Annotated in this window: 17 protein-coding genes; 10 read left to right on the plus strand and 7 right to left on the minus strand. The window is 67.0% G+C overall.

Annotated elements, in window-relative coordinates; all coding sequences use genetic code 11:
- Positions 1-18: 18 nt before the first annotated feature.
- The 6 genes from ULB03_RS12145 (at position 19) to ULB03_RS12170 (ending at position 7134) form a co-directional block, all read left to right on the plus strand.
- Positions 19-306 carry a co-chaperone GroES gene (locus tag ULB03_RS12145; RefSeq protein ID WP_145616338.1) on the plus strand — a complete coding sequence of 96 codons (288 nt, stop codon included), beginning with the start codon at positions 19-21 and terminating at the stop codon, positions 304-306.
- A gap of 140 nt (positions 307-446) precedes the next feature.
- The gene (gene groL, locus ULB03_RS12150; RefSeq protein WP_322483360.1) at positions 447-2096 is read left to right on the plus strand and encodes a chaperonin GroEL; all 1650 of its coding nucleotides are present in this window, start codon (positions 447-449) and stop codon (positions 2094-2096) included.
- Positions 2097-2259: 163 nt separating this feature from the next.
- Positions 2260-3114, plus strand: a complete 855-nt coding sequence (locus tag ULB03_RS12155) for an inositol monophosphatase family protein (RefSeq protein ID WP_322483361.1) — start codon at positions 2260-2262, stop codon at positions 3112-3114.
- A 64-nt stretch (positions 3115-3178) separates the two neighbouring features.
- Positions 3179-4201 carry a hypothetical protein gene (locus ULB03_RS12160; protein ID WP_322483362.1) on the plus strand — a complete coding sequence of 341 codons (1023 nt, stop codon included), beginning with the start codon at positions 3179-3181 and terminating at the stop codon, positions 4199-4201.
- A 45-nt stretch (positions 4202-4246) separates the two neighbouring features.
- Entirely contained in the window at positions 4247-4612 is a 366-nt protein-coding gene (locus tag ULB03_RS12165) for a cupin domain-containing protein (RefSeq protein ID WP_322483363.1), read from the plus strand.
- Between the two features lie 101 nt (positions 4613-4713).
- Positions 4714-7134 (plus strand): S9 family peptidase, encoded by a 2421-nt coding sequence (locus ULB03_RS12170; protein ID WP_322483364.1) that lies wholly within the window; start codon positions 4714-4716, stop codon positions 7132-7134.
- On the opposite strand, the gene ULB03_RS12175 is transcribed toward ULB03_RS12170, so the two are convergent.
- The 5 genes from ULB03_RS12175 to ULB03_RS12195 form a co-directional block, all read right to left on the minus strand.
- Positions 7118-7825: a glycosyltransferase family 32 protein gene (locus ULB03_RS12175; RefSeq protein ID WP_322483365.1), complete on the minus strand. Its 708-nt coding sequence runs from the start codon at positions 7823-7825 to the stop codon at positions 7118-7120. The genes ULB03_RS12170 and ULB03_RS12175 overlap by 17 nt on opposite strands.
- Positions 7822-8622: a glycosyltransferase family 2 protein gene (locus ULB03_RS12180; RefSeq protein WP_322483366.1), complete on the minus strand. Its 801-nt coding sequence runs from the start codon at positions 8620-8622 to the stop codon at positions 7822-7824. Before ULB03_RS12180 ends, ULB03_RS12175 begins: the two co-directional genes overlap by 4 nt.
- A gap of 118 nt (positions 8623-8740) precedes the next feature.
- Positions 8741-9520: an SDR family NAD(P)-dependent oxidoreductase gene (locus tag ULB03_RS12185; protein WP_322483367.1), complete on the minus strand. Its 780-nt coding sequence runs from the start codon at positions 9518-9520 to the stop codon at positions 8741-8743.
- 21 nt (positions 9521-9541) lie between these two features.
- On the minus strand, positions 9542-10369 hold the full coding sequence (mazG, locus tag ULB03_RS12190) for a nucleoside triphosphate pyrophosphohydrolase (RefSeq protein WP_322483368.1): 828 nt from the start codon (positions 10367-10369) through the stop codon (positions 9542-9544).
- Positions 10370-10462: 93 nt separating this feature from the next.
- Positions 10463-11302: an isopenicillin N synthase family dioxygenase gene (locus ULB03_RS12195; RefSeq protein ID WP_322483369.1), complete on the minus strand. Its 840-nt coding sequence runs from the start codon at positions 11300-11302 to the stop codon at positions 10463-10465.
- A 268-nt stretch (positions 11303-11570) separates the two neighbouring features.
- On the opposite strand from ULB03_RS12195, the gene ULB03_RS12200 reads away from it, so the two are divergent.
- Positions 11571-12122, plus strand: coding sequence for a hypothetical protein (locus ULB03_RS12200; protein ID WP_322483370.1), 552 nt, complete (start codon positions 11571-11573; stop codon positions 12120-12122).
- Positions 12123-12125: 3 nt separating this feature from the next.
- Here ULB03_RS12200 and ULB03_RS12205 read toward each other — a convergent pair whose 3' ends face one another.
- On the minus strand, positions 12126-12476 hold the full coding sequence (locus tag ULB03_RS12205) for a TfoX/Sxy family protein (RefSeq protein WP_322483371.1): 351 nt from the start codon (positions 12474-12476) through the stop codon (positions 12126-12128).
- A 99-nt stretch (positions 12477-12575) separates the two neighbouring features.
- Here ULB03_RS12205 and ULB03_RS12210 point away from each other — a divergent pair, with 99 nt between their 5' ends.
- From ULB03_RS12210 to ULB03_RS12220, 3 genes are all read left to right on the plus strand, one after another.
- Positions 12576-13013 (plus strand): EamA family transporter, encoded by a 438-nt coding sequence (locus ULB03_RS12210; protein WP_322483372.1) that lies wholly within the window; start codon positions 12576-12578, stop codon positions 13011-13013.
- Positions 13014-13108: 95 nt separating this feature from the next.
- Positions 13109-13546: a hypothetical protein gene (locus ULB03_RS12215; protein ID WP_322483373.1), complete on the plus strand. Its 438-nt coding sequence runs from the start codon at positions 13109-13111 to the stop codon at positions 13544-13546.
- On the plus strand, positions 13546-14379 hold the full coding sequence (locus ULB03_RS12220) for a hypothetical protein (protein WP_322483374.1): 834 nt from the start codon (positions 13546-13548) through the stop codon (positions 14377-14379). Before ULB03_RS12215 ends, ULB03_RS12220 begins: the two co-directional genes overlap by 1 nt.
- Here ULB03_RS12220 and ULB03_RS12225 read toward each other — a convergent pair.
- Positions 14376-14969 carry a YdeI/OmpD-associated family protein gene (locus tag ULB03_RS12225; RefSeq protein WP_322483375.1) on the minus strand — a complete coding sequence of 198 codons (594 nt, stop codon included), beginning with the start codon at positions 14967-14969 and terminating at the stop codon, positions 14376-14378. The genes ULB03_RS12220 and ULB03_RS12225 overlap by 4 nt on opposite strands.
- Between the last annotated feature and the right edge of the window lie 15 nt (positions 14970-14984).

Genomic DNA, 14984 nt, shown 5'->3' on the forward strand with positions numbered 1-14984 from the left:
CATCCCTGGAGGTTCCAAATGAGTTTCAGGCCCCTGCACGACCGTGTGGTGATCCGGCCCATCGAGCAGGATCAGAAGACCGCTGGCGGCATCATCATCCCCGACACCGTCAAGGAAAAGCCCCAGCAGGGCGAAGTCCTGGCCGTGGGCAGCGGCGCCCGCAACGAAAAGGGCGAGATCGTCGCCCTGAGCGTGAAGGCCGGCGACAAGGTGCTGTACGGCAAGTGGTCCGGCACCGAGGCCAAGATCGACGGCAAGGACGTGCTGATCATGCGCGAGTCCGATCTGCTCGGCGTCCTGGAATAAAGCCAAGGCTCAAGCGCAACTTCAGCTCTTATAGGACGCGACCGCGTCCGCCGGAGCGAGCACCGCAGGGCGCAGCGAGGAAGCCAAGCCGGCGGATGCCGGCGCCCGGCGCCTGAGGGAAACGAAAAAGGAACTTAAAAATGGCTGCCAAGGACGTGAAGTTCAACACGGATGCCCGCGACCGCATGCTGCGCGGCGTGGACATCCTGGCCGACGCCGTGAAGGTGACCCTGGGCCCCAAGGGCCGCAACGTGGTCCTGGACAAGAGCTACGGCGCCCCGCGCATCACCAAGGACGGCGTCAGCGTCGCCAAGGAGATCGAGCTGGCCGACAAGTTCGAGAACATGGGCGCCCAGATGGTGCGCGAAGTGGCCTCGAAGACCAATGACGTCGCCGGTGACGGCACCACCACCGCCACCGTGCTGGCCCAGGCTATCGTGCGCGAAGGCGTGAAGGCCGTGGCCGCCGGCATGAACCCGATGGACGTGAAGCGCGGCATCGACCTGGCCGTCACCGCCATCGTCGATGACCTGAAGGGCCAGTCGCGCAAGGTTTCCACCTCTGACGAGATCGCCCAGGTCGGCACCATCTCCGCCAACGGTGAGGCCGAGATCGGCGCCATGATCGCCAAGGCCATGGACAAGGTGGGCAACGAGGGCGTCATCACGGTGGAAGAGGCCAAGAGCTTCGACACCGAGCTGGAAGTCGTCGAGGGCATGCAGTTCGACCGCGGCTACCTGTCGCCGTACTTCGTGACCAACGCCGAAAAGATGACGGTGGAGCTGGAAAGCCCCTACATCCTGCTGCACGAGAAGAAGCTGGGCAGCCTGCAGGCGCTGCTGCCGGTGCTTGAGGCCGTGGTGCAGAGCACCCGTCCGCTGCTGATCGTGTCGGAAGACGTGGAAGGCGAGGCGCTGGCCACCCTGGTGGTGAACAAGCTGCGCGGCGGCCTGAAGATCGCCGCCGTGAAGGCCCCGGGCTTCGGCGACCGCCGCAAGGCGATGCTGGAAGACATGGCCATCCTGACCGGCGGCCAGGTCATCTCCGAAGACCTGGGCATCAAGCTTGAGAACGTGTCGCTGGACATGCTGGGCACCGCCAAGAAGGTGGTGATCACGAAGGACGCGACCACCATCGTGGACGGCGTCGGCGAGAAGGCCGACATCGAGGCCCGTATCGGCCAGATCAAGGCGCAGATCGAGGAAACCACCTCGGACTACGACCGTGAGAAGCTGCAGGAGCGTCTGGCGAAGCTGGCGGGCGGCGTTGCCGTCATCCGCGTCGGTGGCGCCACCGAGGTCGAGGTGAAGGAGCGCAAGGACCGCGTTGACGACGCCATGCACGCCACCCGCGCCGCGGTGGAAGAGGGCGTGGTGGCCGGCGGCGGCACCGCCCTGCTGCGCGCCACCCGGTCGCTGGCCAACGTGAAGCCGGCGAACGACGACCAGCGCGTGGGCGTTGACATCATCCGCAAGGCCCTGCAGTCGCCCGTGCGGCAGATCGCCTTCAACGCCGGCACCGACGGTTCCATCGTCGTCGGCAAGCTGCTGGACAACAACGACGCCGGCTTTGGCTACAACGCCCAGACCGGTGAGTTCGGCGACATGTTCAAGTTCGGCGTCATCGACCCGACCAAGGTGGTCCGCACCGCCCTGCAGCATGCCGCGTCCGTCTCGGGCCTGTTGATCACCACCGAAGCCATGGTGGCCGAGAAGCCCGAAGCCAAGCCGGCCCTGCCGGAAGGCGGCGGGATGGGTGGCATGGGCGGCATGGGTGGCATGGGCTTCTAAGCCTTGCCATTCCCAGGGCCCGGCTTTCCGGCCTTGTTTTTGGAAGGGGTCGCCTCCTGGTTCGTCCAGGCGGCGGCCCTTTTTCTTTTTGGGGCTTTATGGTTTGGCCTATCGATTCTATTGCTAGGGGGCACGCCGCCGCCGCAAACCATAGATGTGCCCCATGACCGCGCCCTTGCCTGTGCCCGATCTGCCCCCCATCGACCTGGCCGCCGTCGATGCCCTGATCCGTTCCGTGGCCGAGACGGAAATCCTGCCGTGCTTCCAGCATCTCGCGGGCGACGACGTGCGGGAAAAGGGGCCGGGCGACCTGGTGACGGTGGCGGATGAGGCGTCGGAACGCGCGCTGACCGCCCGCCTGACGGCTTTTCTGCCCGGCAGCACCGTGGTGGGGGAGGAGGCGGTGTCGGCCGATGCCACCGTCCTGGACCGCCTGCTGGGGGCTGATCCCGTCTGGATCGTGGACCCCATCGACGGCACCGCCAACTTCGTGGCGGGCAAGTCCCGCTTTGGCGTCATCGTGGCGCTGTCGGCCCATGGCCGGACGGTGGCCGGCTGGATCCATGACCCCGTGGGCCGGCGCACGGTGCGCGGCCGGCTGGGGCAGGGTGCCTGGCTGGTGGGGGCGAATGCCGCCGATGCCGGCACGCGCTGCGTCGCGCTGCCGCCCGTAGCGGTGGCGCAGATGCGCGGCATCGCCAACATCCGCTTCTTCGACAGCGACATGCGCCGCCAGTTGACCCAGCGGCGGGAACGTGTGGCCGAGGCCTATACCCAGCGCTGCTCCGCCCACGATTACCTGGACCTGCTGACCGGCCAGGCGCATTTCAGCCTTAATAACATGATCAAGCCCTGGGATCACGCCGCGGGCGCCTTCCTGTATACCGAGGCCGGCGGTTATGCCGCCAAGCTGGATGATAGCCCCTATGGCCCCACCGACCGCGTCGGCGGCCTGCTGATGGCCCCCGACGCTGACAGTTGGCGCGCGCTGCATTCCACGCTGTTCGACGTGGAGTGAGGGTGGCCGAAGACGCTGGGACTGGGGCCAGGGCAGAGGTTTCTTGAATAGGGGAGTCAGGATCATGGCAGTGAAGACGGTCCATCCCGGCCTCATCCCGCTCGTGCGCCTGGCGCCCTTTCCGCTCATCGCCTTGGCGTCCCTGGTCATCCGCACGCCCTGGGCGGCGGCGCATGCCGGTTTGGCCGCGCTGCTGTTCCTCTGGATCACCGCCGACAGCCTGGCCACCAGCTTCGCCGTGGCGGAGCGGCTGCGGCACGCCCGCCCGCCCGGCGGGCGCGCCATGGTGTCCGCCATCGCCTTCGGCCTCATCAGCGGCGTGCTCGGCCTCACCCCGCCCTTGCGGACGGCCCTGGCGGCCATGCCCTGGGCCGTGGCGGGTGTGGCGGGACTGGTCGGCGGCCATGTGCTGTGGGGAAGCGTGAGCGCTTGGCATGCCTGGCGCCGGACGGGTGACGGGCAAGCCGATGGAATGTCCCGCTTGGAGGCGGGCCTTGCCTGCCTGGTCCCGCAACCTGTGGCCGGGCTTATGGCCAAGGAATTGGCGCTGCTCCACCTGGCCTTGTTTCGCTGGGGGGCCAAGCCCGATGTGCCGCCGGACAGCCAGCCCTTCAGCTATCACCGCGACCTGACGCCACTGATGGGCGGCCTGCTGGCGGCCCAGGTCATGGAGATCGCGGTGGTGGATGTGGCCCTGGGCGTCCATCATCGCACGGCCGCGCTGGCCCTGTTCGCCGTGGGCGATATCGGGTTCATTTACCTGCTGGGGCTGACCAAGTCCTTTCGTCTGCGTCCCGTACTGCTGACACCGCAGGGGGTGCGCGTGCGTTTCGGTCTCATGGCCGACCAGCTGGTCCCCTATGACGCCATCGGCCATGTCGGCCCGGCGGACGGCCTGACGCGCCGGGGCCCGGAAAACGTGAGCCGGCTGGTGGCGCCCAATGTGGCCCTGGCCTTGACGGTTCCGCAGGTACGCCACCGCTTCCTGCGGCCCGCCCGGACCGTGGGCACGGTGGCCTTCGCCGTTGATGACCCGCAAGGCTTCATCCGGGCATTGAGGGCCAGGATGGAGCCCGTTTCCAAGTAACGGTAAGGGCAAAGTTTCACCCATGTTCCTATGCAGGAGAGCCTGATGCTGTCCCCAACCACGCTTGCCGCCGCGTTTGATCGCGTGACCGATTACTGGTCGCCCAAGGTGATCGGCCAAGTGAATAACCAGTTGCTCAAGGCCGCGAAGCTCAAGGGTGAGCTTGTCTGGCACGCGCATGATGGAGAGGATGAGCTTTTCTATATCGTGAAAGGCTCCCTGCGCATCGAGTTCGAGGATGGGCCGGTCGATCTCGCCCAGGGGGATTTCCTGACTGTGCCCAGTGGCGTCCGCCATAATCCGGTGGCGCAGGAGGAATGCTGGGTGTTGTTGATCGAGCCTGCGTCCACCAAGCACACGGGCGATGAGATGACACCGCGCACCCGCAGCCTGGAAGAGCAACTCAGCTAGCGGGGGGGCTGGGTCGCATACAGCGGACGGCGCTCAAGAATCCCCTTGTTCGGATATTGTATACATTCTTAAATGGCGGCTTCGATAATGGGGAGCTGTTCATGCGTCGTCGTTCGTTCATCGCCGCCCTGCCTGCCGCCGCGGCGGCGGCCCATGCCGTCGGCGCCCGCGCCGCGGGTCAGGCGGCGGGGACCGTGGCCCCGTCGCTGGTCACCGGGGTGTCGGCGCCGGCCGCGGGGCTGGTTCCCGGAGAGGCGGACTACGAACGCGCGCTGTCCTTGCGCGACCGCTGGATGGGCCTGACGGAGAACGTCGCCTGGCCGGCCCATTGGGTGGGCAAGAGCGGCGGGTTCCTGTACCGCAAGACGGTGCCGGGTGGCGTCCAGTTCGTCATCGTCGATGCGGCGACGCTGCGGAAGACCCCCGCCTTCGATCATGACCGGCTGGCCGCCGAACTGAGCAAGGCCACGGGGCGCAGCTTTACCGGCCTTGGGCTGCCCTTCGAGCGGGCCGAGCTCAGTGACAACGGCCAGACCCTGGCCTTCGAGTGGGACGAGGCGGACTGGTCCTGCCGCCTGTCGGACTACGCCTGCAAGCAGGAGCCGGAGGAGGGCGGGCGCCGCCCCCGGGGATTCGGCGTGGTGCGCGACCTGACGCAACCCGGCGACACGGCGCCCAAGCGCTCCCCCGACGGGCGGTGGGAGGCCCTGATCCAGAACCAGAACCTGGCGCTGCGCGAGGTCGGCACCGGCATGGTGACGCCGCTCAGCACCGACGGCAGCGAGGGCGATTTCTATGATGGCGAGACCATCGCCTGGTCGCCGGACTCGCGGAAGCTGATCCTCTACCGGGTGCGGCCCGGCTATCGGCGCGAGGTCCACAAGGTGGAATCCTCGCCCAAGGACCAGATCGAACCCAAGCTGCACACCCAGTTGTACCCCAAGCCGGGCGACGCCGTGGACCAGGAACAGCCCGTGCTGTTCCATGTGCCGCGCGCCGGCACGCCCGGGCGGCAGTTGGCCATCGACGCCACCCTGTTCCCCAACCCCTACCTGATGACGGATTTCGAGTGGCGGCCCGACAGCGCCACGGTGGTTTTCGAGTACACCCGCCGGGGCCACCAGATGGTGCGGGTGATCGAGATCGAGGCCGACACCGGCACCCCGCGCGCCGTGGTGACGGAGACGGCCACCACCTTCGTGAACAACGAACGCCGTTTCCGCCATGACGTGAACAAGGGCGGCGCGGAAATCATCTGGCTGTCGGAGCGGGACGGCTGGAGCCACCTGTACCTGATCGACGGGCGCACCGGGAAGGTGAAGACCCAGATCACCAAGGGGGAGTGGGTGGTGCGCCACGTGGCCCGGGTGGATGACGAGCGCCGCCAGATCTATTTCGCCGCCGGCGGCATGCGCCCGGGCGAGGATCCGTACTTCCAGCACTATTATCGCGTGGATTTCGACGGCCGTAACCTGGTGCCGCTGACCACCGCCGATGCCTATCACGACGTCAGCCTGTCCGGTGACCTGGCCTATTACGTCGACACCTATTCCCGGATCGATCAGCCGCCGGTCATGGAATTGCGCCGCACTGCCGACCGGTCGCTGGTGGCGGAGATCGAGCGGGGCGACATCACCCGCCTGCTGGCCGCCGGCTTCCGCCCGCCGGAGGTGTTCAAGGCCAAGGGGCGCGACGGCAAGACGGACATCTGGGGCGTCATCGTCCGCCCCCTGGGCTTCGACCCCGGCCGCCGCTATCCGGTCATCGAGAACATCTACGCCGGGCCGCATGACAGCTTCGTGCCCAAGACCTTCTGGCCCTTCGGCTTCCATGCCGGCGGCGACAAGGTCGTCGGCATGCAGGCCCAGGCGGAAATGGGCTTCGTTGTCGCCCAGATCGACGGCATGGGCACCATGAACCGGTCCAAGGCCTTCCACGACGTGTGCTGGAAGAACCTGAAGGACTCCGGCTTCCCCGACCGCATCAAGTGGTGGCAAGCCGCCGCCGCGCAGTATCCGCAATTGGACATCAGCCGGGTGGGCATCTACGGCGGTTCCGCTGGCGGGCAAAGCTCGCTGGCCGCCCTGCTGTTCTTTGGCGACTTCTACAAGGCCGCCTTCTGCTACGCCGGCTGCCATGACAACCGCATGGACAAGATCAGCTGGAACGAGCAGTGGATGGGCTGGCCGGTGGATGAGAGCTACGCCCGGTCATCCAACGTCGACAACGCCCACCGGCTGACCGGCCAGGTGGCCCTGGTGGTGGGCGAACTGGACGACAATGTCGACCCGTCGTCCACGATGCAGGTGGTGAACGCCCTGATCAAGGCGGACAAGACCTTCGATCTGCTGGTGGTGCCGGGTGAGGGGCATTCCGCCGGCCGCTCCACCGGCCCCATCCGCTATGCCCTGCGCAAGCAGTACGGCTTTTTCCTGAAGCACCTGGGCGGGGCCGACGCCCCCGATTGGAACGCCCGCACCAGCACGGCGGCCGCCGTGCCACCAGCTAACGGTAACGGGTGAAGCTGGGTTGGAGGGGCGCCTGCAGGATCCGCCCCCGGAACTCGTGGACCAGGGGATGGAAGATGTCGCCCAGCAGCTCCGTCCATTTCAGCGGATAGGGTGAGGGCGTGCCGTCCGGCAGCAGGATACCCTGGCGGTCCAGGGGATGGATGGCGGGGTGGCGCTGCAACTCCGGCAGCTTTTGATCGAGCAGCGCCTCTGTCCGCTGCAGCCAGGCGGCGGTCAGGGGCGTGCCCTTGCGGAAGATGAAGGCGCAGAGGCCGATGAGCTCGGCATAGTCCCGTCGCAACTCGTCACCCAAGGGGCCCTCGATGGGGGCGACGCCGTTGGGCAATTCCTGGTAACCCAGCGCCAGTTTGTCGGACTGGGCCAGCTGGTCGAAGAACGCTCCCCAGGTCTTGGACGTGGCCTTGATGTCGGTGTAGCCGCCACCGTAATGGTGCATGAGGTAGCAGCGCAGGTAATCCGCCTTGTGCGTGGCGCTGAGATGGGGCCAGGCGGGGTGCAGCGGATGCGCCGGCTTCACCCAGTCGCCCAGCGTCTCGCGGTTCAGGAAGGCCACGGCGCAGCCGGTATTGCGGAAGATGGTCCACAGCGCCCGCAGCCGGTCGTCCGACATCGCCTCATGTCCCGTCCACAGGCAGAACAGGGTGCGGCTTTCCAGCGCGTCCAGGTCGTGCCCCACGGTCACACCATCTCCGCCGTGACGGGGATGTTGAAGCTGTTCAGCAGGCTGGCGCGCCGCTGCCCCAGATCGGCGTTGGGGGCGGGATGGCGGCGATAGACGTAGAGGTAGTCGAAGACGGCGTTGTAGTCGTGCGACTGCTGGCTGACCCCGCGCCGCTCCAACTCATCCCCGCTGTCCTTGAAGATGCGCGCGCCGATCAGGGGCACATGCACGGCCTTCTGCCGGGCGTAGACGGCCAGCATGAACTCCCAATCCTCATACGCCCGCATGTGCGCGTCGAACTTCAGGCCGGCCAGCAGGGCGCGGGGGAAGGCGAAGCAGCAGACGGGGATCTGGTTCTTCAGATAAATCTCATCGGTCAGGCGGCCGGCCAGGTCGGCGCCCCCTTCCGACAGGATGGCGGCGTCCGCCCCCCGGCGCTCATTCACGATGGAGCAGTTGAAATAGACCGGCAGGCCCTGCTGCACCGCCGGCTGGGCCCGCAGCGCCGACAGGAAGCCGTCGTGCCAGGAATCGTCGTCGTCCAGGAACAGGATGTAGGCACCCTGGGCCAGCGCCAGCCCCATGTTGCGGCTGGCCGACGGGCCAGAGGGGCCATTGCGGCGGACATACATGTCGGCGGGGGTCAGCAACTCGGCGCAGGCGGCGTCGGTGTCGCCGTCGGTGGCGTCGGAGATCACCAGGATCTCCACCCCGCCCACCCCGTCCCGCTGGGCGTTGATGGACGCCAGCGTCCGGCGCAGCAGGACCGCCCGTTTATGGGTGGGTACGATGACGGTGAAAAACGGCAACTCGGCCATCAGGCCCCCCAACCCAGCAGCAGAACGGCCCGCGCTTGGGGCCTTGGCGCCAGTCTCTCAGACTGGCGGAAGGATGCCAAGGCGGGCCAGATTTTCTGCCGGTTCGACGCCGGGTGCCTCAGTTCTTTTTAAACCGATGCACGGCCAGGCCGGCCGGCGCCTGCACCGTGGGCATGATTTCCACGCGGTTGACGTTGAAATGCGGGGGCAGGGTGGCGGCCCAGGTCACCGACTCCGCCACGTCCTCCGCCGTCAGCGGCGTGGTGTCGGCATAGACCTTGGCGGCCTTCTCGGCGTCGCCCTTGAAGCGCACCAGGCTGAAGCTGGTCTCCACCATGCCCGGCTCCACCGAGGTCACGCGCACGCCGGTGCCCAGCAGGTCCGCCCGCAGGCTGAGGCTGAACTGGGTGACGAAGGCCTTGGAGGCGCAATAGACGTGGCCGCCGGGGTAGGGGTAGCTGCCAGCGGTGGAGCTGAGGTTGATGATGTGGCCGCGCCCCCGCTCCACCATGCCGGGCAGGATCAGGCCGGTCATGATCGCCAACGCCTTGTCGTTGGTGTCGACCATGATCTCCCAGTCGTCCAGGTTGGCCTTCTGCGCGGGTTCCATGCCCAGGGCCAAGCCGGCGTTGTTGATCAGCAGATCGATCTCGGCGAACTCCGCCGGGATGCTGGCCACCGCCGCCTCCATGGCCTTGCGGTCGCGCACGTCGAAGGCCAGGGTATGGGTGGGCACGTCCAGGCTGTCGGCCAGGGCCTTCAGCTTCTCCGTATTGCGGCCGGTCAGGATGAGACGGCTGCCCAGGGCCGCGAAGCGGCGGGCGAAGGCGGCGCCGAAGTCACCGGTGGCCCCGGAGATCAGGACGATGCCGGGGATATGGGGCGGGGCGTAACTCATCAGACTGCCTCCTTATGTGATTCAGCGTTCCAGGCCCTTGGCCTTCTGCCACAGGGCTTCCATTTCATCCAAGGTCGCGTCGCTGGGCCCCCGGCCGCCCTCGGCCAGCCAGGCCTCGATCTGGCGGAAGCGCCGCTCGAACTTGGCGTTGGTGCCGCGCAGGGCGGTTTCGGGATCCACGTCGATATGGCGGGCCAGGTTGGCAAGGGCGAACACCAGGTCGCCCAGCTCATCCTGCATGCGGGCCTTCTCCGGCACCGCGTGCTCCATCTCCGCCCGCAGCTCGCCGATCTCTTCCTCGATCTTGTCCAGGATCTCCTTGGCCTGGGTCCAGTCAAAGCCCACGCGGGCGGCGCGCTTTTGCAGCTTCACCGCCCGGGTCAGGGCCGGCAGGCCACTGATGACGCCGTCGAGGGCGGAGGCCTGGGCGCCGCTGGCGGCGGCCTTGGCCGCGCGCTCCCCCGCCTTCTGGGCTTCCCAGTTCTTCACCTGGTCGGTGGCGTCGGCCACGGCGCCGACCTGCTCACCGAACACATGCGGGTGGCGTCGGATCATCTTGTCGCTGAGCGCCGTGGTGATGTCGTTGAAGTTCCACAGGCCCCGCTCGCTGGCCATCTGGGCGTAGAACACCACCTGGAACAACAGGTCGCCCAGTTCCTCCTTCAACGCCGGCATGTCGCCCTGCTCGATGGCGTCGGCCACCTCGTACGCCTCCTCGATGGTGTGCGGGGCGATGGTGGGGAAGTCCTGTTCCAAGTCCCAAGGGCAGCCGCCGTCGGGATCCCGCAGCTTGGCCATGATGGCCAGCAGGCGGTCGATGGGGGCGGTCGCGGACGGGCGGTCGGTCATGGGCTGGTCCCGGAAAGGCGAAGGGGGGCCGGATGGCCCCCCTTCCTACACCGAACCATGCGCCCGAGGCCACCGGCCCCGTGCCGCATCCGCTTACTTCTTCAGGCCGATCTCGCGCAGCCGCTGGTCCAGGTACTCACCCGCCGTATAGGCGTCGCTGAGGCGCACGTCGGGCCGGGGATGCAGGAACATGGGCATGGAATAGCGGGAGACGTTGTGCTCCGGCGGCGGGTTCACCACGCGGTGGGTGGTCGCCGGGAAGTAGCCGCCCGACGCTTCCTTCAGCATGTCGCCGCCGTTGACGGCGATCATGCCGGCGTCGCAGGGCACGTCGTGCCAGTTGCCGGCGGTGTCCTTGGCCTGCAGGCCGGGCTCGCTGCCCGTGACCAGCAGGGTGATGAGGTTGATGTCCTCATGCGCCGCCGCGCGTACGGCACCCGGCTCAAAGCCGTCGGCCAGGGGCGGGTAGTGCAGCACGCGGAACAGGCTCTGGGTGCTGCCCACCATCATGTCCGGCAGGGCGACGGAGAACTTCGCCTTCACCCCATCCGGCGTGTGCTGCTGCAGCCAGCCCAGCAGGTCGGCGCCCAGCTGGGTCAGGGCGGCGTACATGGCCTCCGTCGCCTCCTTCACGCCCGCCGGCAGGGGCCGGTTGGGATAGACGTGATAGAATTCCTTGAGGTCCTTGATGGGGCTGTCCTTGGCGTTTTCCGACCGGAAGGGGAAATAGCCGTCCTGCGTCTCGGGCGAGAACAGGTGGTCCATCTTGGACTCGGACGCGAAGAACGCCGCCCATTCCTTGTACACGCAGTCGATCAGCGCGGGATCGATGGGGTGGTTGCGCAGCACGGCGAAGCCGGTCTCGTGCATGGAACGCACGAACTCGGCCGGGGCCGTGGACACGGTGCAATCAACACTGGCGATATCGAACATGGGTGTTCCCTGAAAGCGTCCATACGCCCCGCCTTTGCCCGCCCCGCCTCTGCGGGAAACGGGGGACATGCGGACGCCGTTACATCCGCCCCCGGGCCGCGGGCCAGGGACTGTTTTTAAGGATCAAGGCCGGCCGCGGGCAGCCATGTCGAATTTCCGCGACTATCAGCAGGCCGCTGGCCGCCGTCAACCATGCAGATGTTGGAGAGTGTTTCCGTTTTTTGCAGGGGTGTGGTGAAGTCAGGGCACCCTGTCCGGGAGGTGCCCCATGCGTGTCCTATTCGCCGCCGCGCTGATGGTGATCGTGGCGCCCGTCATCGCGTTGGCCCAACAGTCCCCCAAGCCGCCGGCGTTGACACCGGCCCTGGCGCCGGCCCTGGCGCCGTTGGACTTTTTGTTGGGGGAATGGAGCGGCGGGGGCAAGACCGAGGATGGCGGCACGGCGCGCGGCACCTCCACCATCCATGCGGTGGCCGGTGGTGGCGGTCTTCTACGCCAGGATCATACCGAGGTGATCGGCAAGGATGGCAAGCCCGTGCCCGGCGCCAGCTTCGACCAAATCATGCTGATCTACCCGGAGGGCGGCGGCCTGCATGCCGATTACCTGGATGGCCAGCACACCATCCACTATACCGACGCCCAGGTGGTGCCGGGCGAAAGCGTCACCTTCCTGGCCGCCGCCACGCCCTCGTCGCCGGGATTCCGCTTGGGATATGCCAAGGTTGGCCCTGGGGCGCTGCATGTGAAGTTTGAAATGGCGCCTCCGGGCGCCCCTGGCTTCATGACCGTGGCCGAGGGCGATGTGACCAGGCGGAAATAGGATTCAGGTCTTTTTCGCTTTCCTGGCTGGCGCCTTGGCGGCCGCCTGGGCCGCCTTATGCACCCAGTCGCGCAATGCGGGCGGGTCGGCCAGCAGGCCGTCCGGCACCAGGGTGTAGGTCTTGCTGACCGGCTGGTCTGGGCCGTATTGCAGCGGCTTGGCGCCGGGCAGGCCCAGCAGCGCGGCGTGGTCCGGGCCCGTCAGCTTCAGCGCCAGCCCGACGTCGGAAAGCGACGCCACCGGCTTGCCCCCGGCATAGGCCAGGATGCCCCCGAACATAGGCTTGTAGGTGAGTTCCAGATCCGGCACCGCCGCGACCATCGCCGCCTGGAGAGTTTTAGGATCGTGCGCCATGAGGGGCCCTGTCGTTAAGCTGGTAACGGGGAATTTAGCATTCCCGGCGTGACAAGTGCTGTCAGGATGGCGACCCGACCTCAGCGCAGGGTGTCCCTCATGAACTTCCCGCAACTGACCTGGCAATTCTGGGCGGCGTTGTCAGCCGTCTTCGCGGCCCTGACCGCCATCCTGGCCAAGGTGGGGGTGGAGGGGGTGAATTCCGATTTCGCCACCCTGGTGCGGACGGCCGTGATCCTGCTGGTCATCGCCGCCCTATTGCCAATCACCGGGCAGTGGCAGTCACCCGGCACCGTCTCCGCCCGCAGCTATCTGTTCCTGGTGCTGTCCGGCTTGGCCACCGGTGGATCGTGGCTTTGTTACTTCCGGGCGCTGAAGCTGGGGGAGGCGGCGCGGGTGGCGCCCATCGACAAGATGAGCGTGGTGCTGGTCGCCCTGTTTGGCGCACTGTTCCTGGGGGAGCGACTGAGCCTGCCCAACTGGCTGGGCGTGGCCTTCATCGCGGTCGGCGCGGTGCTGGTGGCATATCGCGGCTAACTAACCAAAAGCAGTGGGTCGTCTCTTGGCAAGTTTTTTTTAAGGTCTTGGCGCCACCCTTATCCTGAAATAACGGTTAGGTCAGGCGGTGGGTCATGGACGGATCTACATCACAAGAGCCTGGTGGCGGCGGCCACTTCACCCAAGCCGCCCCCAAGCTGCGCGCCATCTTCCAGGCACAGACCCAGGCCTGCGCTGGTAGCCTGCATATGGTGGGACTGGAAAGCCTGCACGCCCGGCTGGGCGAGCGCTGGCCCCTGGTCTCGGATCGCGTTCATATGCTGGCCGAGCGTCTGCTGGGCCAGATGCTGAACCCCAAGGACGCGTGGTTCCGGTTCGGCGAGGAGGCCTACATCGTCGTGTTCGCCCAGTTGGGCCGGACGGAGGCGGGCCTGATCTGCGCCAAGCTGGTGGAGCAATTGCAGCGCCTGCTGCTGGGCGATGTCGACACCGCGACCGTGCGCGTGCATTCCGCCGTGCAGGAGGTCGGGGGGAGCTGCTGTTTCACAGCAATAGTCTGCGGGACATGCTGATGGGGGCGGCGCTGACAGTCCCCCCGTCGCAGGTGCCGGCGACTGGCGCTGACAAGGCGAACAACCCATGGCAAGGGTTTAATGCCCCGGCGGATGAGCCGGTGGAGGTCGTCTACCGCCCCATCTGGGACGTGCGCAAGGAGGTGCTGTCCATCTACCAGGTGCGCGCGAAGCGCCAGCGGCGGGGGCGCCAGCCGCTTTGGGGCTATGATTGCGCCGCCGACCCCCACGACCCGCAGCAGATACTGGCCCTGGACCTGACGGTCCTGCGCCAGACCATGGAGGTCTATGGAGAGTTGTACCGCAACCAGTTCCGCTGCTTCCTGTCGGTGCCCGTGCATTTCGAGACGCTGGCCGGTCCAACCCGCCGGCGGGAGTATCTGGCGGCCCTGCAGACGATCCCCAAGGAACTGGCCGCCTTCCTGACCTTCCAGGTTTACGGCCTTCCCCATGGCGTGCCGGTTGGCCGCGCCACGGAGATCGTCACCCTGCTCCGGCAGTTCAGCCGCGTGGTCATCGCCACGGTGGAGGACAGCCATGACCTGCCGGCCATGGCGGCGGCGGGTGTTTATATCGCCTCGATCCAATTGCCGCCCGGCGCCGCCCCCAAACGCTGGGGGCCGGAGCTTTCGCACTTCGCCCATGAGGCATTGCGCCTGCGCTTGCGGCCGGGGGTGGAAGGCGTGGACACCAGTCACATGGCCTCTTACGCCGATGGCGCCGGCTTTCATTACATCGCCGGCGATATCATCGGCACGTGGTCCGAGGTGCCGGAGAACGCCTTGCGTCTCACCCATGCCGACCTACGGGCTCGCATCATGGCGGATAACTAATCGTTCAGCCCCTTGCCCGCCAGGATCAGGGGCGCGCATTTCCCGATGCGCGCCGCCCTGGTCTTGGCCTGCTTGGCGGCGGCGAAGTGCAGGAGATAGCCGCGTTGGCGGCCCGGCGTCAGCGCCTCGAACGCCGTCTTCAGGGCCGGGTCGTCGCGTAGCATTTCCTGGAACTCCTCGACCATCGTGAAATCCGCCGTCGGCTTGAACGCCACCTTCAGCCCAGCCCGCTCCACGGCGATGGCCTCCAGGATGTAGGCCTTCAGCGTGGGGGCCAGTTGCGCGATGTCCCCGCCGTTGGTGAAGCGGATCTGGCGGGCGGCCTGCACATTCTCCGTCTGCTGGACCAGGATGCCGTTGGGGTCGCTCAGGAGCGACCCCTTGAAGAACAACAAGGCGCAATAGTCCTTGAAGCCATGGATCAGCACGATGTTGGCGCCATCGGCGGTGTAGCAGGGGTGGCCCCACTTGAAGTCTTCCACGACCGGGCAGTCCCGCGCGATGGCGCGCAGCCGGGTCAGTTCATCCCGCCACTGTCCGGCCCTGTCCAGATAGGCGTCCACCTTGGGGTTGAGGCTGTCCACGGTCATGGGGTGATCCTCCCA

The sequence above is a fragment of the Nitrospirillum goiasense genome, from assembly GCF_034427435.1.
Lineage (GTDB): Bacteria > Pseudomonadota > Alphaproteobacteria > Azospirillales > Azospirillaceae > Nitrospirillum.